A 21,989-nucleotide genomic window follows, 5' to 3' on the forward strand; every position below is an offset into this window, starting at 1 on the left:
TTAAAATAGACAACAATAGAGCGGCCGCCTTCTGGCGGCCACCGAACCAGAGGCTACTTGTTGTCTCTCAGGGACTGGATCAGATCGGCAGGTGCATCAGATCCGAAGTACTTGTTATACGCTTCATTCATGTTGCCATCGCGAATCTGGTGCACCAGGAACAGGTTTAGGTAGTTGATCCAGGCAACTTCGCTTCTTTTGGCAATGATGCCTACGACGTCGTCGTAATTAGGAACGAACGGGCCTGCTTCAAAGTCAGCGAATTCCTCGCTCTGGAGCTTGGTCGCGATGTTGGTGTTGGTAGAAATAATGGCATCCACCTTACCCTGGTAAAGGCCGAGATATGCGTCGTTTTCAGACTTGAAAGACGTGTAGTTGTCTTTACCCCAACCCTGTTTTTCAGCATAGGCAAGGTATTCTGTTTCGTAAGTGGTACCCAGGGCGGCGCCCACTTTCATATCTTTCAGGTCATCAAACGATTCGATGCTCTTATCCTTCGGGGCGATAACCTGGAACTTGAATACAAAGTACGGGTAGGTGAAGCCAACGGACTTGGCGCGTTCCAGAGTGTCAGAAGTCGAGCCGATAACGACGTCGGTCTTGCCGGAAATCAGGGATGGGATTCGATCACCCCAGGTAAGGTTGAGAATATTGGCGTCTACGCCAAGCACTTCGGCCAGGTCGTTACAGTAATCGACGTCAAAACCGGCAGGCTCGTTGTTTTTGTCAAAATAGCCCATCGGAGGGAAATCCAGAACCACACCGCAATTCAGTGTGCCACGTTTGATAACTTCATCGAGCTGATCGGCGGTTGCACTCACCGGCACGAATGCAACACAAGCGAGTAAGACTGCTGCTAGATTCTTTATCATAGTTTGTCTCTCTGATTCTTCTTTTGGATCAAAAGTTACGATATAGGAGCGTATCCGTAAAAATACGTATACAAGGGTAGCCTAAATTTTTTAGTGAAAGTTATTGAAATTCACGATTGGGCAGGATAGTTGACCTATATTTTTTTGTCATACAGTGAATTATAGATGAAATTTATGATAATTTAGCCAAAAAGCCCCATTCCAGCCTTGAAATACTGCTCCAATTCTTTGAATTAAAAACTTTTTTGAATTCAATCCACAAAATAGGGCGAGGTTATTCTGAGACGGGTTAACCAACTAAACATCGTTGTGTCCTGTTCCTCTGCATCGCTAAGGGCCGGGAAGGGGGAGTGGCCCTCAAACCCTACCCGGCCATTCAGGCATGGATCGAACGCATCAAGTCGCTGCCCGGATACACCGGAATGCCCGGGATCCAATAAGGCTGAGTACTCCACGGCGATAACAATGATCGTTATGCTTTGATCTGTGTGACAGAACAATGCAATCTACGCAGATTCAGGCATTCAAATCGTCCTGTTTTGGAATGGAGTCTGTACATGCAGCCAAAAGACGTCGTAGAGCAGTTCATCGCCGACACCCGTGCTCATCGCTTTGATGAAGCAAAAGCGTGGCTGGTTGCCGATGGCTTTGAGTATGTGGGGCCGAACATGCACTTCCTCAGTCCGGATGACATGTTGTCCTATCAATTCGGCATGGCTGCCATACAGAAAGACCTTGTCCTCCGCCAGCTCAGTGCTGACGGGGAGCACGTATTTGCGATTCTGGATTACCAGACCCACTTTGAACCGATTGGTGATGTGCGGCTGGCCGTTTGGTTCCGCGTGCGGAACGATAAGATCCAGACGGTCGAAGCCTTCTATAATGCAGCGGTGGTTGAAAACATGCTGGGAGGCAACCTGCCTTCGGCCAACTGAAAATGGTAACTGCACCGGAGCTACCTTCTAGGGATGGTAAACCCATGCACAAAGTTCTGATGGCGTGTTTCGTTGTTTCAATCGCTGGATGCAGCAACAAGGCCGTTTACGACAACATTCAGCACAACAACCGTCAGGAATGCAATACGGTTCCGCCGGCTCAATACGAGGAGTGTATGTCGCGCTCCAACAAATCGTACGATGAGTACGAGAGGGAACGGAAAGCCACCCAGGAAAAGTAACGTCCTCGGGCGGTCGCTGTTTTCATTTCTCGGACTCCAATGGCAATGAGTATGCCGCTTGGTCTGAGCCAGTGGTGTAAACCGTCTTTAGGAGCCAAAAATGCCAAGGAAGACATTTCACAATATCAGCTTGCTAGCGCTTTCCGCCTTCCCTGCCCTGACTCTAGCCGGCCAGCCCACATCGGCAGACTACCTCGACAGCAAGCCTTTGCTTCTGGAAATCCGCTACTGTGAGTGCCCCGCCACCAAACCTGGTGGCGCCCCAGGCGATGTATTGCCGGAGTTTCTGGAAGAGTCGAGGGTTCTACGGGTGGGAGCAGTCACAACCGAACACACCAACTTTGTTGCTTCGCGGGCGCTCTCCATGGGATATGAGATCAGCCCTGTGGAAAAGCCCTCTGGTTCATTCCAGCTCACCTATGCCAGTGAATACACAACCCGTAATGGCGGCCTCTCAGGCCAGGGGACACTGGTACTGGAAGCAGGCCAATGGGTAAGTTTTCTCGGATCCAGCCTCCACACTGAAGCCGGGGCGAAACATATCGGTGTTGCGCTTCGGCTGGTGGATCAAAGCGCCTCCCAATAGAGAGAAAAGCAATCGATGATACGCACTCCTTTCCCCCAGGCACCAGACTACCCAGCGGTCGAATCGGGTTTTGATGGGCCAAAGGTGGCGGCGATTCACGGCCTTTTGGGCCATGACCTAATGCGGAAACACCTGCTTCGCATGATGAGGGAGTCCGGTTACCGCGACACAACGATGTACAGCCATTTGCATCCCACGAAAGCAATTGCGGACGATTTAATCGAAGCGGCTGACGCTAACCGCAAGATAGCCATCGTCGGCTATAGTCAGGGCGGGTTCGAGGCGATCAAGGTGGCGGGTGAACTTGCCCGGCGTGACATCATGGTCGACCTGGTTGTGACCATCGCGGCGGGTGGCTTGGGCCGAACGCTGCCGGCCCAATGGGGGTTCAATCCTCGCAAGGTACCGGCCAACGTTTCCAGGTGCCTGAATTTTTTCTCCGAGGGCGACCGGCTTGGGTCCGATCAAAAGCCTGAGCGCAATCTGGTGGAAGCCAGCCACTCAGGCCAAGACGTTGAGAATATTGTCTTCCCGAAGGACGAAAACATATCACACGTTCGATTGGTTATCTGTTACCCGGAGTCACGAGTCCACCCTACCGTCAGGGCGCAGTTGCTGGACCGGCTGGAAAATGAACTTGCCTTTGCCATCCATCGCTAAAAGTCCCAAAAAGATATGAACGGGATTATCACTGCTCCCGATCTTCCGCGCTTTCCTCGGCCTCAACTTCGGCCTTGCGCTCCTGGATCTTTTTCATCTTTTCGTCAGAAATCTTCATACTGTTGGCGTTGTCGCGCAGCACCATTAGACTGCCGACTATCAGGGCGAAAGCAACTAGGACAATAACCCATCCGATAAGAGGCATGGCTTGGCTCCTTCAATGAACCCGTTTACCTTATAGTGGACCACACGCCGTCAACCCGACAACCGGATTCCGGAAATTACTCCATGTCCTTCTCCAGAATTTATAACCAGGCGGCAGCCCGCAAGGGAGGCGAAGTCGCGCTACGCGCCATGCTGCCCCGAATCGCGGAGCCCGCTGAACTCGAAGCCATCGGTGATGACCGCTACCTGTCGGAAGTCACCCGCTGCGTATTCAAGGCAGGTTTCGTGTGGCGGGTGATTGAGAACAAGTGGCCGGGATTTGAAGATGCCTTCAAGGGGTTCGTACCGCTGTACTGGCAGCAGGTGCCACCGGAAGTGCTGGAAGAACTGGCACAGGATGAGCGCATTGTGCGAAACATGCAGAAAATCCGCACGGTGCCGGACAACGCCCGGATGATTGTGGATGGCGCCCGTGAGCATGGGGGCTTCGGGGCCTTCCTGAGCCATTGGCCTTCACACGATCAGGTCGGACTACTGATGTGGTTCAAACATCACGGTGCCCGCCTCGGCGGCAACACCGCCCAGTACTTTCTGCGCCGAATAGGATGGGATGGTTTTATCCTGTCGTCGGACGTCGCCGCCGGGCTGCACCGGGAAGAACGGCTGGATGCCAGCCCCGGTAGCAAGAAGGCCTTGGTGCAGGCACAGCAGGCCTTCAACGACTGGCACCAGGAAACCGGCCTGCCCTACAGCCACTTGTCACGAATTCTATCCTACTCGGTGGGAAACTGACCGCTTAGGCCCTACCTCTTTAGCCAGGGAGCCTTTTGCTATCATTGCCCGCCAATGGCAGGATAAGCGCTTTCCGTTGTCATGCTGAAGGGCGCTATGAATCCCACCATTGAACTTCTTAAATCACACCGTTCGATCCGCAAGTTCCAGAACCGCAGGATTCCCCGCGAGCTCTTCGAGGAACTGATCCGGGCCGGCCAGAGTGCCGCTACGTCCAGCCATGTTCAGGCCTACTCCATTATCCATGTGGTCGATCCAAAGAACCGAGAGGCCCTGGCCGAGTTGAGTGGCGGCCAACGCTATGTGGCGGAAAGTTCGGATTTCCTGGTGTTCTGCGCGGACATGAAACGGGCCACGGATGCCGCGGAACGGGCCGGTGCCGAGGTAGTCCGCGGGATGACCGAGCAGTTGCTGGTGGCCAGTATCGATACCGCCCTGGTGGCCCAGAATGTTGCGACGGCAGCAGAATCGGAAGGTTTGGGCCTGTGTTACATTGGCGGCATTCGCAACAACCCGGCCGAGGTGAGCGAATTGCTGCGCCTGCCGGAGCATGTGTATCCGGTATTCGGCATGTGCCTAGGGTATCCGGACCAGGCTCCGGAGGTGAAACCGCGACTGCCACTGGCGTCCATCCTCAAAGAGGATTACTACCAGAGCGAACGCGATGCGGAGCTGGTGGCAGAGTTCGACACCACCATGAACACCTATTACCAGGCCCGCACCGGGGGCACCAAGGACACCAACTGGTCGCACCAGCTGAAACCACTGTTTACATCCAAGTTGCGCCCCCACATGAGGGATTTCCTGCGTGGCAAGGGCTTCGAGATGAAGTAATGATGATCGCCGGGATACTTACCCCGGCGCACCTACCAGCGAACGGTATACATCCACCATCGCGAGGGTGACCGCTGTACGGCTACGCACGGCCGCATCCCGGGTGGCGGTGAACTCCTGTTCCGCCGTCAGCACCTCGAAATAGCCGATAAACCCTTCTTCATAGCGAGCCCGGGCCAGTTCCACGGCTTGCTCGGCATTGTTCATCGCCTGTTCCAGCCGCTCTTCCCGCTGTTGCGCTCGCTGGTAACGCACCAGTCGCGTTTCTGCCTCTTCCAGGGCCTCCAGCACCGTTTGCTGATAGCTGGCCAAGGCCGCGCGGCTATCGGCACCTGCCGCCTCGATCCGGGCTTTGACCCTGTCGTGGTCAAGGAAGGTCCAGTCGATACCGAGGGCAACACGGCGGGTTTCCGCTGGACCAGTGAACAGATCGCTGGTGTCGCCGGCCACGGAACCGATTAGCCCGCTCAGGGTAAAGCGAGGGAACAGGTCAGCGGTGGCCACCCCGATGCGGGCGGTGGAGGCCGCCAGCCGTCGCTCAGCGGCGGCGATGTCCGGGCGGCGGCGCAGCACCTCCCCAGGGCTATCCACGGGAATCGTCGGTAGTGTTTCCGGCAGTGCCCCACGAGGCGACAGGGTTTCGACAAGCGCCATCGGCGGCTGACCAGTCAGCACAGCGATGCGGTGCATGGCCCCACGTATCCCGGCCTGCAGGGTGGGCAACTCGGCCCGGGTCCGTTCCAGTTGGGCACGGGCACGCACCTGATCAAACTCGGTGCCACGCCCGGCGTCTACTCGGGCTTCTACGATATCCAGTGACTGCTGCTGCAATGCCACACTCTGCAGGGCGACCTGATACTGTTCCTGAAGGCCTCGCAGCTCAAAATAGCTGCTGGCCAACTGCCCCGCGATAGCCACCTGCACGGCACCGAGATCCGCACCGGCCGCCGCCAGTTCAGCCCTTTGGGCCTCGGTAGCACGACGAAGGCGCCCAAGCAGATCCAGCTCCCAACTGGCGGCTACGCCAGCCTGGTAACGCTGCACTCGCTCCGGCCCGGCACCTGGGGGCGACTGTTCAATATCCGCCAGATACTGTTCGGCGGCGGAGGCGCTGGCCGTGACGCTGGGCCATTGATCCCGCTCGACGCCATACAGTAGGGCGGCCGCGCGCTCATAGCGAGCCGCGGCGCCTTCCAGGGTGAGATTGGCTGCCAAGGCATCATCAATCAAACGTGCCAGCAGAGGATCATCAAATCCCTGCCAGAAACGCTGCTGGTCGGTTCCACCGGCAACCATGGTTCGCCCTTCCGAAAACGCTTTCGGTTCCGGTGTCGTCGGGGCCTGGTAATCCGGGCCCACGGCGCAGCCTGTTAACAGGGCCAGAGCCCCCGTCATGGTGATGACTTTAAGCATGGCTACCTCCTGGCAACGCGTCTTCGCTATCGCCGTCATCGGAAGACAGTGTGGATGTGTGATGGCTCTTTAACGGATGGCTTCCGGAGAGCTTGCGCAGCGCCACGTAGAACACCGGCGTCAGGAACAGGCCAAACAGGGTGACCCCGATCATGCCGGCAAACACGGCCGTGCCCAGGGCCTCACGTACCTCGGCGCCCGCGCCGGTGGCCAGCACCAGGGGAACAACCGCTGCCGTGAAGGTGATGGAAGTCATAATGATGGGCCGCAGCCGCAACCGGCAGGCTTCCAGCGCCGCCTCCACAATGCTCCGCCCCTGTAGCTCCAACTCGCGGGCGAACTCCACTATCAGGATAGCGTTCTTACAGGCCAGGCCAATCAGTACCACCAGACCCACCTGAACGAAGATGTTGTTGTCCCCGTCGCTGAACCACACACCAATGAGCGCCGAGAGCATACACATCGGCACAATGAGGATGACGGCCAGCGGCAACGTCCAGCTCTCGTACAGCGCCGCCAACACCAGGAACACCAGTAGAATGGCCAGCGGGAACACCACCAGCGCGGCGTTGCCTTGGGTGGCCTGCTGGTAGCTCAGGTCGGTCCACTCAAACGCCATCCCGGCAGGCAGCACTTTGTCCGCCAGTGCTGTCAGCGTATCCATGGCCTGGGCCGATGACAGCACCCTTGGGTCCGCCTCCCCGGCAATATCCGCTGCGGGATAGCCGTTGTACCGCAATACCGGGTCCGGCCCAAAGCTCTGGCGGATGTTCACCATGGAACCGATCGGTACCATCTCGCCCTGGTCGTTGCGGGTACGCAGGCGGGCAATGTCCTCTACGCTGTCGCGGTAGGGGGCGTCTGCCTGGGCGATGACCTGCCAGGTGCGGCCAAACCGGTTGAAGTCATTGACGTAGGTTGAACCCAAATAGGTCTGCAGGGTGTCGAACAGTTCCGTCAGGGGCACACCCTGAGCCTTGGCCTTGAGCCGGTCCACTTCGGCATCCAGTTGCGGCACATTGGCCTGGTAACTGGTGATGGGATACCCCATGCCCGGTGTCTGGCTGATAGCACCCTGGAACTGGTTCACCGCGTTCTGCAGGGCCCCGTAGCCAAGATTTCCGCGGTCCTCGATGAATAGCTGATAGCCGGAACCATTGCCCAAACCCAGGATCGGCGGTGGCATGAAGGAGAAGGCAAAGCCTTCTTTCAGCCCGCTGATTCTCGGGTTGATCTGGGCGTTGATCTCCCCGGCACTGAGGCTGCGCTCGTCAAACGGTTTCAGGGGAAAGAACACCACACCGGTGTTGGAGGTGTTGGTGAACTGCAGCGCGTTCAGGCCGGGAAATGCCACGGCGTTGGCCACACCTTCGGTTTCCATGGCGATGTCGGTGACTTTCTGGAGCAATTGATCGGTACGCTCCAGAGAGGCGCCTTCCGGCAGTTTCACGCCCGCCATCAGGTAGAGCTTGTCCTGGATGGGGATGAAGCCCGGCGGCACCGCCTTGAACATCAGCCCGGTACCTGTCAGCAACAGCGCATAGACCACAAACACCGCACCGCGCCGGCGCAGGGAGCTGGACACGCCACCCTGATACTTCTCGGCGCTGGCGTTGAAGAAGCGGTTAAAGGGCCGGAACAGCCAACCAAACAACGCGTCGATCACTCTCTGCAATCGATCTTTGGGCGCGCTGTGGGGCTTTAGCAACATCGCCGCCAGAGCCGGGGAGAGTGTCAGCGAGTTGATGGTGGAAATCACCGTGGAAATGGCGATCGTCACCGCGAACTGCCGGTAGAACTGGCCAGTGACCCCGGAGAGGAACGCCATGGGAATAAACACGGCGCACAGCACCAGACCGATTGCGATGATGGGGCCGGACACTTCTTTCATGGCCTGATGGGCTGCCGCCAGCGGTTTCAGGCCTTCCTCGATGTTACGCTCGACGTTCTCCACCACCACGATGGCGTCGTCCACCACGATGCCAATGGCGAGCACCAGCCCAAATAGGGTCAGGGTATTGATGGAGTAGCCCAACAGGTATAGCGCGCCGAAGGTGCCAATGACCGACACCGGCACGGCCAGCAGCGGGATAATCGACGCTCGCCAGGTCTGCAGGAACAGAGTGACTACCAGTACTACCAGCAACACCGCTTCCAGCAGGGTGGCAATTACCGCCTTAATGGAATCGCTGACGAAGATCGTGGTGTCGTAAACCGCTTCATATTCAACCCCTTGCGGGAAGCGGGAAGCCAGTTCATCCATGGTTGCGATCACTTCCTCGCGAATCTCCAGGGCGTTGGCGCCCGGCGCCTGGAAGACACCCAGGGCTACCGCATCCTTACCATCCAGCTGCGAGCGCAGGGTGTAGTCACCGGCCCCCATTTCCAACCGGGCTACGTCTTCCAGGCGCAGAATCTCGCCGTTGTCGCCACGCTTGAGCACAATGTCACCGAACTCTTCCACCGTCTCCAGCCGTCCGCGGGCGTTGATCAGTGTCAGGAAGTCGCTGTCCGGTACCGGCTCCGCGCCAATCTGGCCGGCGGAGACCTGCACGTTCTGCTCGCGCATGGCACGAACCACATCACTGGCGGTCAGGCCGCGAGCCGCAATACGATCCGGGTCCAGCCAGGCGCGCATGGCATAATCACCGCCACCGAATATCTGCGCGTCGCCGACGCCCTGGATCCGGGCCAGTCGGTCGCGCACATGCAACCGCGCGTAATTACGCAGGTAGAGCGTATCGTAGGTGCCGTTCGGTGATGTCAGGTGCACCACCATCAGGAACGTGGGCGACTGCTTCTGGGTGGTCACTCCCTGGCGCCGAACCTCCTCCGGCAGCCGGGCCTGGGCCTGGCTGACACGGTTTTGCACCCGAACGGTGGCCTCCTCGGCATCGGTGCCTGGGCGGAAGGTGACGGTCATCTGAAGAACGCCGTCCGAGCCCGCCACGGACTTGAAGTACATCATGTCTTCAACACCACTGATGGCCTCTTCCAGCGGTGTGGCCACGGTTTCGGCAATTTCCTTGGGGTTGGCACCGGGGTAAACGGTGCGCACGACCACCGACGGAGGCACCACTTCCGGGTACTCACTGACCGGCAGGTTGGGAATGGAAATCAACCCAATGGCAAAGATGATGATGGACAGTACCGCCGCAAATATCGGCCGGTCGACAAAGAATCGGGAGATATTCATCGCGCCAGCTCCTGGGCGACGGCAACGGCGCCTTCTCCCCGGGCGGATTCTTTCATGGCAACCAGCTGCGGCTTGACTTGCATACCGGCGCCAAACACCTTCTGCACACCATTAATGATCACAATATCGCCATGTTTGAGTCCTTCACGGATCACCTGAAGATCATCCACCTGACGGCCAGTAGTGACCTGCCAGGGCGCGACCCGATTCTGCTCGTCCACCACGTAGACGAAGCGGCGGTCCTGGTCGGTCATTACCGCTTTTCGGCTGACCAGCAGTGCTCGCTCCAGCTCGGCCACGGGCATTTCGACACGGGCAAACTGGCCGGGTTTGATCAGGCCGTCCGGGTTATTGAGCACGGCACGGTACTGTAGGGTACCGGTGCCCGGATTCAGGTGGTTGTCGACGAAGTCCAGCTCGCCCTGGTACTGACGGCCATCCTCACCACCCAGTGAAATGCGCACATCCCTGGGCTGGCCATTGGCAAGCAGTTGCTGGCTACTGAACGCGGATTGTTCATCCGCCTCGAAATACACGTGCACCGGGTCCACCGAGACCACCGTGGTGAGCAGGCTCTGGTCGGCGTTCGCCAGGTTGCCCTGGGTCACCAGAGCCCGGCCGGTACGGCCACTGACGGGTGCGGTTACACGGGTGTACCGCAGGTTCAACTCGGCGGTATCCAGGGCGGCTTGGGCCGCCTGCACACGGGCCCGGGCGCTCATCAACGCGGTATTGCGCTGATCGTATTCCTCACGGGATATTGCCCGGCTTTCCAGCAGCGTCTTGGCTCGGCCGGCTTCACTTCTGGCCAGATCGAGCTGGCTGTTCGCCAGCGCCAATTCGGCACTGGCCGCCTGCTTTTGGGCTTCGTAGGGACGTGGATCTATCTGGAACAACAGCTCGCCGGCCTGCACCAGTTCGCCTTCCTCAAAGGCCACCTTGTCGATGTAGCCACTGACACGGGGCCGCAGGTCCACCGTTTCCGGGGATGCCACACGGCCAGTGAATGATTCCCAGAGAGTGACCGGTTCCACGACCACTTCCGCCACATCCACCTCCGGCGGAGGCGGCATGCTTGCAGCTTCATCGCTTTGCGCCTCGCAGCCGGTCAATAAAACAGTGATCGCTACAGCCAGGCCCAGTAAACGGCCAGACCCTCTGAACGGTTTTGCAGTCAGACTTTCCATGGTTTCTCGCTCCGCTATCGGGTTCACCTTGTGGGCGTTCCCGTTTTTGCCAAGTAATCGGTTGGATCGCTTGTTAAGTCGCTTGGGGTACAACGAATTCGACACGAAGCTTATTTCCTCAAGTTAACTTGAGGTCAATAACCTTGAATCGAGATGCTGGCTATGGGTGACATAGCGCCGGTTAATCGGATCGGGTAATGTTTACCCAACGGGAGCACAACAATATCCAGTGGAAGGCATAAAGCGGTATCGGGTTACTGCGGGAAGCTTGCCCGATTCTGCCGGCATGGTTTATGCCGGAGAGGCCGGGTTGCCAATTTCTGCGTGGTCATTGCCTGATCCTGCAAAAAGTGCATGAGAACCCGTACAGTTCAGGTTATGAAGGATTATACTGCCGCCAAAGGGAGACCCACCGATGACTGCCAACGTTCCTGAGATTTCCGGAAATCTCACGCTCAACCTGCAGCAACAACTCGCCCGTGTCGCCAGTCAATGGACAACACACCAGGGCATTCAGGGTTCCGCCATTGATGGCCTGGAATTGATACGCTGCAACGAACCGTCCAGCTGTGGTTCCAGTGTCTATGAACCTTCACTGTGTTTCGTGATTCAGGGCACCAAGACCATCCAATTGGGTGACCGCGAGATCACCTACCAGCCCCTGTCCTATCTGGCCAGTTCAGTCCACCTGCCTGTACTGGGGCGAATTGTTGATGCCTCGGAGGAACACCCCTATCTGGCGGTAAAGCTCAAGGTAGACCCTCAGGAAGTGGCGGAGCTGGTGCTCGAACTGGGTGACAAGGCACCCCCGCTGCACCCGACCGAATCCTGCCCGGAGGTGCAATGCGGCCTGTGTATGTCGTCGATGGATGAACGGATGCAGAGCGCGCTCTACCGGCTGCTCAGCCTGCTGGATTTGCCCGGTGATATTCCTATTCTGGCGCCCCTGGCTCGGCGGGAAATCATCTATCGCGCACTGATTGGCGAGATGGGGTCACGGATGCGCAAGTTTGCCGCCGCTGATTCCCAGGCACACCGTATTTCCACGGTTATCTCGACGTTGAAGGACCACTACGCCGAACCACTACGCATCAGTGAGTTGGCGGAAGCCGCCAACATGAGCGAGTCTACCCTGTACCACAGCTTCAAGCAGGTGACCCGGATGTCGCCACTGCAGTTCCAGAAGAAACTGCGTCTGCATGAGGCCCGGCGCCTGATGCTGACAGAGGGGCTAGAGGCCGCTACCGCCAGCTATCGGGTAGGTTACGAAAGCCCTTCCCATTTCAGCCGCGAATACAGCCGCCTGTTTGGTGCGCCGCCCAGGGCCGACGTTACGCTTCTGCGTGGCGAGCACAGGGCTGCAGAGCCAGTTTGACCGTTCAAACTCAGGCGTAGAACAGCAACGGCACGAACGCCACCAGCACCAGTGAAATGCCCATGGCAATCAGCGGCATTATGATGCGCTCGTGGCGCTGGTAGAAGGTGCCCTCTTCCTGCTGTGCTGCCAGCACTTCCGCTTCCCCGACCACCTGCCGCGTCAGCAGGTGGTTCAGCGCCACCGGCGGGCTTAGATAACCCAGCTCGAAGGCGACCAGGGTTACCATCCAGAAGTGAATCGGATGTATGCCGCTACTGTAGGCGATGGTGGCCACGGTGGCGGTCACCAGGATAACGGCGCCGAAGGCGTCCATGATCATGCCCAACACCACCAGGATCAGAACCATCAGAAGCATGGCAGACCAGGCACTGTCGAATGCCTGAGGGAAGGTTTCCATAATGTGGGAGCGTTCGATCACCCCGCCAATACTCACCGACAGGCCCAACAGCAGTAACAACGCACCGATTTCCGCCGTGGTGTCGTTGGTGGCCGAGCGCAAACTGCGTTCCAGGCCCTGATGATTGATCTCGCCACTGGCCCGACCCTTGCGCTTTTTCAGGCTGACATGTTCGTACAACAGGATGGCCAACATAATCACCGGTAACAGCCGGGGGGCAGAGAATTCATCCATCTGCACATCCAGGGCAAATCGGTACAACAGCACCACCGCTGCAATCACCAGTGCATAGGGAATCAAATGCTTTAACGCCGACATCATGGGCGGAAAGGCCGTTGACGCCGGAGCCAGGTTGAACTTGCTCCGACGGTTCACCGTAAGGGCCACCACTGTGAACATAGTCGCGGTTAGTACGAATACCCAGATGCCCCAGCCGAACAACTCGTCCGTGGTAACTTCCCGGTTCAAGTAGGCAATAATCACCACCAGCAGGCAGGGCCTCAGCACCACACCCATAGACCCGGACATGGCGGTTGCCGCCAGGGCCAGATGACGGCGGGCACCGGCAGCGCGTAGTTCGCTGTAGATAACCGCACCGGCCGCAATAACAAAGATCCCTGATGCGCCGGTGTAGGCGGTGGGTACTGCAGCCACAAGCACGGCCACCACAGCGAGCATTTCAGGCGGCATACGCCAGGGCCGGAAGACGTTGAACACCAGAGTGGCCAGGCGCGTCTGCTTCAGCATCATGCCTACCCACACGTACAGTCCGACATTGAGGAACATGTCGGACAACTCCATCATCTTGCCCAGATAGATACCGATACCGGAGGCGTGGCCAATCAACGCAAAGTAAGTCCCCGAGATAAGACACATGACGGTATAGAGAGGCACTGCAAGGAAGGCCTTGTTCAGATCGCCGCCTTCCTTCAGGTCATCCGGCACCCTGATCAACCGATATAGGCTGGTGAGCGTAAGCGCGGCAAACCCGGTAATCCACAGGTTATGGAGCAACAACTCATCGGACGACATGGTGGTGTCGGCGCCAAAACTGGATTGGCGGAAGATCACGCTGGACCCCAGTAGCATGGCATTGGCGACAGTCTGCAGCGTATGGGAAACGGTGTAGTCCAGTCGGGTTTCCATGGCCCGCATGGCAATATGGTGGCGAGTCAGGGTGGCGGTCACCGCGCACAGCATGACCAGGATCACCAGTATGTAGCGCTGGGACTCCAGGCCAAAGGCGATCAGGTCAGCCACAAACAGCTCCCCTGCCCGGTAGGCTTTTACGCCGGGGGTGAGCTTGTCCTTGAGGTTCTCGTAACTCTGATAGCTCTGGCGGCAGTCCGTCACCGAGCGTTCAATGGCCAGACGAACCTCATCCGGGTCTTTTTCCGACTCTCCCAGCAGGGCCGCCATGGGATTGTCGGAGCCCTCTTTCGCCAACTCTTCCTCAACGGCGGCGTCGATGTCCACGTTCGGGTCACAGGTGGGTTGTACCGGGTCGACCCTCAGCTTGTAGTAGCCGCTCCACAATTGCTCGCCGCCGCGCAGCATCTGATTGTGGATATCGCTACTGGTGGAAAACAGCACCACCGACAGCAGAAGCAGACAGGCCGGCAGAGAAGACAACCACTCCAGGCCACTACGTCGAAAACCACCCTGGGACATAACAACTCACTCTGGGAACGTTGATTTACAGCAGATCGTCCAGATCCATGGTTTCGACCGCTTCCTTCTCGTCATCCCAGAAGGTTCCCAGTTGCCCCATAGGCGTCCGGTGCCCGGTGTTCTCCATCCACATGCGATCGGAGATCGCCACAATCATGTCGGTGGCCATCGCATCGACGAAAACCCACTCCTCGTTCGCTGGCGTCTCCTCAATGGCTTGCGCATGGCTGCGGATCACATTGCGAAGCCGCTCCTTGTCGCCTTTGTTCTGCGCCGCGATGGCGTGGAACACGTGACTGATTCTTACACCGACTTTCTCGCCCTGCGCATCGGCAATGTCCAGCCGCTCAAAAGGGTCCTCGCCCTCTGGCAGTGCGCCGGGAATCATTGCCCAGACAGTCGCACGCAGTGCCATGGGGGCGCCCCACCATTTGTCGTTTTCCAGGCAACTGGTAGCGCGGGCAACCGTGGAGCCAATATTCTTGGGAACGCCGATGGACGAGGTAGACTGAATTTCAGCGTTCAGGGCCTGCAGGCCAGACAACAAGCCTGCCATGTAGATGAACTCTCCCAGATCATCATCAAAACCAGGACATTCACCCGCATCAGGTTTGCCATAGAAGGCGTTGTGGTGTTTCCAGCCCCGGTGATAGCGTTTAGCGGCCAGGGAGAGTGCGCGCTTCTGACGGATCATGGCGTCTTCAGCTTCTTCCGCATCCATCGCACGCAAGGCGGCCAGACTATCCAGTTCATGCTCCCGTGCCTGCTCCTCTGCGCACCCACCAGCCGACAGATACAGCATCACCGCCAACTGGTCAGGCTCACTGGTGACCCGACCGAAAGACATCAGCAGCGGCGCGGTGGCCTCACTCATGGCGCAACCCATGGCGAGGTCGTCACTTTCCAGTAGATAGGGCACGGTGTGGTTGCGGGAAAAGCCCTGCATCACATCACCGGTGGTTTTATAGATCATGTTGTTAACGACACCACAACCACTTAAAACCACACTGGCAAGTACGGCCACCATTGCGCCACGGAAACGAGTATTGCCTCGGTGAGTCTGACTGGCAGGTTTCTGAAAACTCGTCATAACGTAATACCTTCTACTGTTCTGCGTTTTTGTTGTTCGGAGCATTTGTTCAGAACCGGAGTGTCACCAAACCGAAGCCGCACTCACAATCTGTTACGGTTTGTAACCGAATCGGCATTATCGCCGACAACTCCCTGTTTTTATGAGACCCATCCCGCAAATGGAAACGGAGTTTCAAATGCATTCTGTTTACCGGTTTGCACATTGGCCCGCAAACCGCTATAGCTTTGACCAGCCGACGGTGTCGCATCCGCCGGCCAGTGACCAAAAATGACAAAAAGGAGTACCTGATGCGCAAATCTGAACTTGCCGCCGCCGTTGCGGATAAAACCGGACTGTCCCGGGACAAAGCCAGCGAAGTCATCACCGCTTTTACCGACCAGATCTCCGCCGCCGCGGCCCGTGGCGAAGATACCACCCTGATTGGCTTTGGCACCTTCAACATCCGCAGCCGTGAGGCTCGGGACGGCCGTAATCCTCAAACGGGTGCAACCATCAAGATACCCGCCAGCAAAACTGTCGGCTTCAAGGCAGGTAAGGCACTGAAAGACTCCATCCGTTAAGGCGATAACCGGGGCCCGCCCGGGCCCCTTTCACTGTCGGCTCAGGAAGCGCACTCAGAACGCGAACCGTCCACCCGGCAGCGAATCGCTTTCATCAGGCTAATCGCACGCTCGTCGTAGACACCATCCTCCAGCAACGACAAACGCACCTTACGCAGCATCTTGTCGTACTCGGCAACGTCTTCCTGCGGCGGATGCATCCAAACGTCGTCGGGAATCCCGGCTTCGGCTTCGGCGATGATTTCATAGGCCTCGTCAATGCGCTTGATGGCCTGATCCCGCACCATCTGGCCGGCGTCGTCCGGGAAGCGATCGCGGTGGATAATCACCTGGAAGTTCATGTAGGCCAGGGCGTACTTGAATACACCGCCGTTCGGATTCACCCCCTTGTAGAGTTCCAGGGGTGAATAAGCGACCGCCGGAGCGTAGGCCAGATCAACACTGCCGTTGTTGAATTTGCCGGCAAAGTTGGCCGAGTTGGACCCCACCACGGACGCTCCTACGTGGCGCACCATGCGAACGGACGCGGTATCGAAATCCAGCGTGGCAATGCGCTTACCCTGCAGTTTTTCAACTGAATCAATGGCCCGATTCCGGGTGTGGAGATACACCGCACCACCGGGAAATACGCCAGCCACTTCGTAGTCGCCATCAATCAGGAACGGGCGCGCCTTTTCCTGGCTTAGGGTGTTGTACAGCAGCCGCATTTCCTCTTCACCGGGCACTGCCCCCATGGCTTCCAGGGTGCCGGTAAACTTGTTGAATTCGCGGGCACGGGTACCGGTCAGCAGCACGGCGTCACATTGGCCGGCCTTGAAGTCCTCGGCCGCGACTTTCTCGTCGGTATAGGCTCGCAGATCCAGCCTGATACCTTCCTTAAGGGCCACCGGCTGGAAGGTTTTGGTTATGGCAAACAGCGGGCCGTTAGCACCGACAGGATCAAACACACAGAAGCTTCGCTCCATGATGTCTGATTCCGCCTGGACGAACAGCGACAACGCAAGAGTGGCACACAGGGCTGCCACCGCAGTGGCCTTTCGCGGGAGGTTGACTGATTTCACGGGGATGACTCCTGAATTATTATTGTTGGGCAACGGCACATCCGTATGTGCACAGGTCACCACATTCCTTCGCCGAGACTATGCCGGCGATGGTAAGAATACGTTGGCACAGGTGCCTGTCTTCAAGGGCTCTGAAGCAAAAAGGTGAGGATCTGTGACGGGCTCGACAGAGGTTTCGCAACCTCTGCCACACTTTGCCGATATGAGGCGATATGAAGACGGGAGCTACAGGTCAGATTGAGGCCAGGCTTGCCGCCCTTCACACAATGTCAGGCGAACCACGCCTGGAAGGGCCTTTCCTGGCAGAGGCACATGACGTCCAACAGAGCTCAGTCTGGTATCGCCGGGAACCCAGGTGGCGTCAGGATCAAACACACACAGGTCTGCAACCGTATCCTGCCGAAGCTCGGCGGAACGGCCAATCACCTCAGCCGGACCGCTGGTCAGCGAGCGAATCAGGCTTGCCATGTCCAGCTCGCCACGTTCGACCAGCAGCAACCCCATGGACAGCGCACTTTCGATGGTGGACAGCCCCGGTTCCGTGGCCGCCAGAGGCGCCTGTTTGGCGGCGGAGTCGTGGGGCTGGTGCTGGCTGGTGATAGCGTCGATCACGCCGTCCCGAACCCCGCCCAGCAACGCCTGGCGGTCTTTTTCAGACCGCAGTGGCGGTCGCACATGATAGCGGCTATCGAATCCCGACAGGGCGTCCTCGGTGAACATCAACTGGTGTATGGCCACATCGGCGGTCACCGCAATGCCACGCTTGCGGGCATCGGCCAGCATTTCCACGCTACGGGCACAGGAAAGCTGGCCAAGGTGCAGTCGAACCCCGGTTTCCTCCGCCAGCAGCAGCATTTCCATGACCGCGGCGGTTTCCGCTACCTCCGGGATGCCCAGCAAGCCCAGCCGCGAGGCCACGAGGCCATCGTGGGCATAGCCATCCGCCGCCAACGCCTGGTTCTCGGGACTGAACATCACCGTCAGGCCAAACGTCCGGGCGTAAGCCATACAACGGCGCAACACCCTGGCGTTTTTCACCGGGCGGGCACCGTTGCCGAGGGCAATACAGCCAGCACCGGCCAGGCCCGCCATGTCACTGAGCAGTTCGCCTTCAAGGCCACGGGTTATTGCTCCAACCGGCAATACCCGCACAGAAGAGCGCTTCGCGGCCACGTCCAGGATCAGGTTGGTCACCGCTCCGGAGTCATTGACCGGCGAGGTGTCCGGGGAGGCACACAGGGTAGTGAAGCCGCCATGAGCGGCGGCGAGGCTTTCCGAGGCAATGTTGCCTTTCTGGCCGTTACCCGGCTCCCGCAGGTTGCAGCACAAATCCACAAAGCCCGGAGCCAAGAGGCAACCAGTGGCGTCAAAATCATGGTCGGCGGACTCGTTTCTGGCCGCGTCACCAAGGGCGGCGATACGTCCGTCGCGGACCAGAACCGCGGTTTCGGCGTTGGTGTCGGCCAGGCGGCCACCGATAATTTTAAGGCTGGTCATCCCTGGGCCCTCCCCGCCAGTTTGCGACTGCGCTCGGCCATCTGCCCGCCCATAGCCATGGACATCACCGCCATACGAATGGCGATGCCGTTGGTGACCTGATTGAGAATCACAGATTGCGGCCCATCGGCCACTGCAGACTCGATTTCCACGCCCCGGTTAATAGGGCCCGGATGCATGACGATGCACTCGGGGTGGGCCAGCGCCAACTTCTCCTGATTGAGCCCATAGAGCCGGTAAAACTCCCGTTCGCTGGGCAACAATGCGCCCTCCATGCGCTCTTTCTGAAGGCGCAGCATGATCACTACATCCAGGTCTTTCATGCCCCGGGTCATATCGTACTCGACGGTGCACCCCAAACTCTCAACATCCCGTGGCAGCAGTGTGGCGGGCGCAATCACGCGTACTTCCGCAGCGCCCAGTTCGTTCAGGGCTCGAATCTGGGAGCGGGCCACCCGGGAGTGCAGTACATCACCGACAATCGCCACCTTCAGACCATCGAAACCACCCTTGTTCTGGCGAATGGTGAGCATATCCAGCATGGCCTGAGTTGGATGGGCGTGGCGCCCGTCACCAGCATTGATAATAGCGACCCCAGGCGTCACGCTCTCAGCAATAAAGTGGGGCGCACCGCTTTGGGAATGGCGCACCACGAACATGTCGCTGGCCATGGCTTCCAGGTTCAGCAGCGTGTCCGACAACGATTCCCCCTTGGACGTGGCGGACGTATTGATGTCCAGGTTGAGCACGTCCGCCGACAGCCGTTTGGCGGCGAGCTCGAAGGTACTTCGGGTGCGGGTACTGGATTCGAAAAACAGGTTGACCACGGTGCGGCCCCGCAGCAATGGCACCTTCTTGATGCTGCGCTCCCCCACTTCAATAAACGAATCCGCGGTGTCCAGGATTTCCGTCAGCAGAGCGCGGTTCAGACCGTCGAGGGTCAGGAAATGGCGTAACTGGCCATCTGCGGTCAGCTGCAGGGAGGTTTGTGAGGGATCGGTTGCCGTCATGGGTCGCCTGTTGGTGTTATGCGTTCGCTGTTTAGTGGCCTGTTTCCTGGAGCTCTATGTGCAGTGGGTCCGGCCCGCGCAATTTGACACGCTGATGCGATTGCAGGGCAAGCACCCGCCCGGTCACGTCCGGCTGAACAGGCAGTTCCCGAGCCCCCAGATCCACCAACGTGGCGAGGATGATACTCGCCGGCCGGCCATAATCGAAAATCTCATTCATCGCCGCGCGAATGGTACGGCCACTCATGATCACGTCATCGATCAGGATAATGTCACGGTCTTCGGTACTGAATGGCAGGCTGGACGGCTTCACTCTCGGGTTCAGGCCGATGCGGCTGAAGTCATCGCGGTAGAAGGAAATATCCAATTCCCCCCAGGGTTCCTGCAAGCCCAGACGCTTGCTCATGACGTCCGCCAACCAGACACCACCGGTGCGGATGCCGATCAGCGCCGGGGAGGTTACTCCCCGCTCTTGCAGCTTCTTACGCAGACCAGTTTCCAGGTCATCCAGCAGCCGGTCGATTTCAAGCAATGCAGTCATTTAAATCCCCATAGTCAGCAGCCTGGGCCCGGTCAGGACGAACGAGACTCCTGCTGATGAAACCAGGTTTCCAGAATCAGTACGGCGGCACGGTCATCGACGCCATCGCGGCCGAAATCACGGCTGCCACCGGACGCCATCACATCACCCTTGGCCTCAAAACTGGTGAGGCGTTCGTCGACCATTTCCACCTCAACGTGGAAGCGACCGTGCAGGCGTTTGCCAAACTTGCGCGCTCGTGCGCACATGTCATTTTCAGTGTCGTCCATGTTCAGGGGCAGGCCGACCAGAACCCGGTCAGGCTGCCATTCTTTCAGCAACCGACCAATCTGTTCCCAGTCGGGAACCCCGTCCCGGGCTGCCAGCATGGCCAGAGGCTTGCCAGTGCCCAGCATTTCCTGACCACTGGCCACACCAATTCGGCGGGTGCCGAAATCAAACGCCATCACCCGCCGGTTTCCGGCCTCATGCATGGCCCACGAACTCGCTGAGCTGATTGATGTCGATGCCAATATGCTTTAGTACGGCCTTGTAACGGTCTTCCCAGGGTGTCCTGAACAGGATATCGGCGCTAGCGGGGCAGGTTAGCCAAGCGTTGCTGGCGAGCTCGTCTTCCAACTGTCCCTCACTCCAACCTGCATAACCCAGGCACACCAGGTAGCTTTTCGGGCCACTGCCTATGCCTATGTCTGAGAGCACATCCCGGGAGGTAGTCAGCAGAACATCGTCAGCCACCTCCGCGGTATTCTGCCAGCCCGCATCCGGGGAGTGCAGTACAAAACCGCGCTCAGGCTGTACCGGGCCACCCCCATAAACCGGCACGTCCAGTTCACCACCTTCCATATCCAGTTGCTCGAGGATTTCCCCCAGGTGGATGTCCAGGGGGTGGTTCACTGTCAGCCCCAGGGCGCCTTCGTCGGAGTGCTCACATAAATAGATCACCGCACCATGGAAGCGTGGGTCCTGCAGATAGGGAGACGCCACCAGGAACTGGTGCCGCAGACTGTGTGGAGAGTGTTTTGATGCTGTCATCCCGATGTCAGCCCCCGCCGTTCGAATACCCAGGTGCGGATAATTTCCAATTCATCAACGTTCTCGCGCATATCATCCGGGAAAGGTGCAAAAGGCGCTGCCATTCTCACGATGCGTATTGCGGCATCATCAAGCACGCTACTGCCGGATGATTCGAGTATAGCCAGTTCCTTTATTGTGCCATCCTTCTTCATCGAAACCAGCATACGCAGAGTGCCATAAATTCCGGCTCGCCTGGCCTCAGTAGGATAGTTGATATTGCCAACACGGGTTACCTTACTGACCCAGTTCTGCACATACCAGGCGTTGGTCGATTTCAACGTTGATGCTGCGGTAACACGCATGACCCGGGGTTTCTTGGCGTAGGCCCTGCGCTGCTGATCAAACCGCGCCTCCAGACTGGCAATCTCCAGGCTGCGCTCCATCAGGCTTTTCTTTTCCTTCACCGGCAGCGGATCATCCGATTCTGGTTCCGCCGCCGAGGGCTCCGACACCTGGCGTTCATTCTGAGCCTGTGTCTGCACCACCGGCTGTTCCTGATCCTGCCTGGGCTCAACGCGGGACGGAGGTTCCGGCTGAACCTCGGCGACCTCCGGTTGGCTGACTTCAGAAGGCTGCGGCGTCGTCATTTCCACCGGTTCTTCCTCGGTACCGCTGCCTTTCTGGCTGGTCTGGGCCAGGAAATCGGCTTCCTCCGGGTCAGTCTCATCATCAAACTGGGAGAGGGTAATTTCCATGGTCTGAGCCGAGGAACGCGGAGACTCGGGCGCAAAGGTAATACCCAGCACCACGATAGCGTGGAGCGCCAACGCCATGAAGAGTGTGAACGAAAACCGATCGAAATCGCTGACCTGTACTGCCATTCCT

Annotated in this window: 22 protein-coding genes; 8 read left to right on the forward strand and 14 right to left on the reverse strand. The window is 58.3% G+C overall.

The window, feature by feature from the left end; genetic code table 11:
- Positions 1 to 53 precede the first annotated feature (53 nt).
- Positions 54 to 872: a transporter substrate-binding domain-containing protein gene (locus AC0B60_RS03305; protein ID WP_465084001.1), complete on the reverse strand. Its 819-nt coding sequence runs from the start codon at positions 870 to 872 to the stop codon at positions 54 to 56.
- Positions 873 to 1,429: 557 nt separating this feature from the next.
- Between AC0B60_RS03305 and AC0B60_RS03310 the strand changes: the two genes are divergently transcribed.
- The 4 genes from AC0B60_RS03310 (at position 1,430) to AC0B60_RS03325 (ending at position 3,295) form a co-directional block, all read left to right on the forward strand.
- Positions 1,430 to 1,807, forward strand: a complete 378-nt coding sequence (locus AC0B60_RS03310; protein WP_041333026.1) for a nuclear transport factor 2-like protein — start codon at positions 1,430 to 1,432, stop codon at positions 1,805 to 1,807.
- A gap of 44 nt (positions 1,808 to 1,851) precedes the next feature.
- Positions 1,852 to 2,049, forward strand: a complete 198-nt coding sequence (locus tag AC0B60_RS03315) for a hypothetical protein (protein WP_465084003.1) — start codon at positions 1,852 to 1,854, stop codon at positions 2,047 to 2,049.
- A gap of 100 nt (positions 2,050 to 2,149) precedes the next feature.
- The gene (locus AC0B60_RS03320) at positions 2,150 to 2,635 is read left to right on the forward strand and encodes a hypothetical protein (RefSeq protein WP_465084005.1); all 486 of its coding nucleotides are present in this window, start codon (positions 2,150 to 2,152) and stop codon (positions 2,633 to 2,635) included.
- A 15-nt stretch (positions 2,636 to 2,650) separates the two neighbouring features.
- Positions 2,651 to 3,295 (forward strand): lipase family protein, encoded by a 645-nt coding sequence (locus tag AC0B60_RS03325; protein WP_465084006.1) that lies wholly within the window; start codon positions 2,651 to 2,653, stop codon positions 3,293 to 3,295.
- 28 nt (positions 3,296 to 3,323) lie between these two features.
- Here the strand turns inward: AC0B60_RS03325 and AC0B60_RS03330 are convergent, their stop codons facing one another.
- Positions 3,324 to 3,500, reverse strand: coding sequence for a DUF2897 family protein (locus AC0B60_RS03330; protein WP_465084008.1), 177 nt, complete (start codon positions 3,498 to 3,500; stop codon positions 3,324 to 3,326).
- A gap of 83 nt (positions 3,501 to 3,583) precedes the next feature.
- On the opposite strand from AC0B60_RS03330, the gene AC0B60_RS03335 reads away from it, so the two are divergent.
- A complete protein-coding gene (locus AC0B60_RS03335) occupies positions 3,584 to 4,252 on the forward strand; it encodes a DNA-3-methyladenine glycosylase I (RefSeq protein ID WP_465084010.1) in 669 nt (222 codons plus the stop codon).
- Positions 4,253 to 4,348: 96 nt separating this feature from the next.
- Positions 4,349 to 5,086 (forward strand): oxygen-insensitive NADPH nitroreductase, encoded by a 738-nt coding sequence (gene nfsA, locus AC0B60_RS03340; protein ID WP_465084012.1) that lies wholly within the window; start codon positions 4,349 to 4,351, stop codon positions 5,084 to 5,086.
- A gap of 18 nt (positions 5,087 to 5,104) precedes the next feature.
- On the opposite strand, the gene AC0B60_RS03345 is transcribed toward nfsA, so the two are convergent.
- The 3 genes from AC0B60_RS03345 to AC0B60_RS03355 are packed head-to-tail and all read right to left on the reverse strand — an operon-like array spanning position 5,105 to position 10,987.
- Positions 5,105 to 6,499: an efflux transporter outer membrane subunit gene (locus tag AC0B60_RS03345; RefSeq protein ID WP_465084014.1), complete on the reverse strand. Its 1,395-nt coding sequence runs from the start codon at positions 6,497 to 6,499 to the stop codon at positions 5,105 to 5,107.
- Complete coding sequence (locus AC0B60_RS03350) at positions 6,492 to 9,695, reverse strand: efflux RND transporter permease subunit (protein WP_465084016.1); 3,204 nt, start codon at positions 9,693 to 9,695, stop codon at positions 6,492 to 6,494. Before AC0B60_RS03350 ends, AC0B60_RS03345 begins: the two co-directional genes overlap by 8 nt.
- A complete protein-coding gene (locus tag AC0B60_RS03355) occupies positions 9,692 to 10,987 on the reverse strand; it encodes an efflux RND transporter periplasmic adaptor subunit (RefSeq protein WP_465084018.1) in 1,296 nt (431 codons plus the stop codon). The genes AC0B60_RS03350 and AC0B60_RS03355 overlap by 4 nt, the downstream gene beginning before the upstream one ends.
- Positions 10,988 to 11,297: 310 nt before the next feature.
- On the opposite strand from AC0B60_RS03355, the gene AC0B60_RS03360 reads away from it, so the two are divergent.
- On the forward strand, positions 11,298 to 12,257 hold the full coding sequence (locus tag AC0B60_RS03360; RefSeq protein ID WP_465084020.1) for an AraC family transcriptional regulator: 960 nt from the start codon (positions 11,298 to 11,300) through the stop codon (positions 12,255 to 12,257).
- A gap of 10 nt (positions 12,258 to 12,267) precedes the next feature.
- Here AC0B60_RS03360 and AC0B60_RS03365 read toward each other — a convergent pair whose 3' ends face one another.
- Positions 12,268 to 14,328 (reverse strand): TRAP transporter large permease subunit, encoded by a 2,061-nt coding sequence (locus AC0B60_RS03365; protein ID WP_465084022.1) that lies wholly within the window; start codon positions 14,326 to 14,328, stop codon positions 12,268 to 12,270.
- Between the two features lie 25 nt (positions 14,329 to 14,353).
- On the reverse strand, positions 14,354 to 15,418 hold the full coding sequence (locus AC0B60_RS03370) for a hypothetical protein (protein ID WP_465084024.1): 1,065 nt from the start codon (positions 15,416 to 15,418) through the stop codon (positions 14,354 to 14,356).
- Positions 15,419 to 15,708: 290 nt separating this feature from the next.
- On the opposite strand from AC0B60_RS03370, the gene AC0B60_RS03375 reads away from it, so the two are divergent.
- On the forward strand, positions 15,709 to 15,981 hold the full coding sequence (locus AC0B60_RS03375) for an HU family DNA-binding protein (RefSeq protein WP_465084026.1): 273 nt from the start codon (positions 15,709 to 15,711) through the stop codon (positions 15,979 to 15,981).
- Positions 15,982 to 16,022: 41 nt separating this feature from the next.
- Here the strand turns inward: AC0B60_RS03375 and AC0B60_RS03380 are convergent, their stop codons facing one another.
- The 7 genes from AC0B60_RS03380 to AC0B60_RS03410 form a co-directional block, all read right to left on the reverse strand.
- The gene (locus AC0B60_RS03380; protein ID WP_465084678.1) at positions 16,023 to 16,946 is read right to left on the reverse strand and encodes a putative solute-binding protein; all 924 of its coding nucleotides are present in this window, start codon (positions 16,944 to 16,946) and stop codon (positions 16,023 to 16,025) included.
- A gap of 321 nt (positions 16,947 to 17,267) precedes the next feature.
- Positions 17,268 to 18,539 (reverse strand): dihydroorotase, encoded by a 1,272-nt coding sequence (locus tag AC0B60_RS03385; protein WP_465084028.1) that lies wholly within the window; start codon positions 18,537 to 18,539, stop codon positions 17,268 to 17,270.
- Entirely contained in the window at positions 18,536 to 19,549 is a 1,014-nt protein-coding gene (locus tag AC0B60_RS03390) for an aspartate carbamoyltransferase catalytic subunit (RefSeq protein WP_465084030.1), read from the reverse strand. Before AC0B60_RS03390 ends, AC0B60_RS03385 begins: the two co-directional genes overlap by 4 nt.
- 31 nt (positions 19,550 to 19,580) lie before the next feature.
- Positions 19,581 to 20,090, reverse strand: coding sequence for a bifunctional pyr operon transcriptional regulator/uracil phosphoribosyltransferase PyrR (gene pyrR / locus AC0B60_RS03395; protein ID WP_465084032.1), 510 nt, complete (start codon positions 20,088 to 20,090; stop codon positions 19,581 to 19,583).
- 32 nt (positions 20,091 to 20,122) lie between these two features.
- On the reverse strand, positions 20,123 to 20,563 hold the full coding sequence (ruvX, locus tag AC0B60_RS03400) for a Holliday junction resolvase RuvX (RefSeq protein ID WP_465084033.1): 441 nt from the start codon (positions 20,561 to 20,563) through the stop codon (positions 20,123 to 20,125).
- Complete coding sequence (locus tag AC0B60_RS03405) at positions 20,556 to 21,122, reverse strand: YqgE/AlgH family protein (RefSeq protein WP_465084035.1); 567 nt, start codon at positions 21,120 to 21,122, stop codon at positions 20,556 to 20,558. Before AC0B60_RS03405 ends, ruvX begins: the two co-directional genes overlap by 8 nt.
- Entirely contained in the window at positions 21,119 to 21,985 is an 867-nt protein-coding gene (locus AC0B60_RS03410) for an energy transducer TonB (RefSeq protein ID WP_465084036.1), read from the reverse strand. The genes AC0B60_RS03405 and AC0B60_RS03410 overlap by 4 nt, the downstream gene beginning before the upstream one ends.
- Positions 21,986 to 21,989 lie beyond the last annotated feature (4 nt).

This window comes from Marinobacter sp. V34 (genome assembly GCF_055524115.1).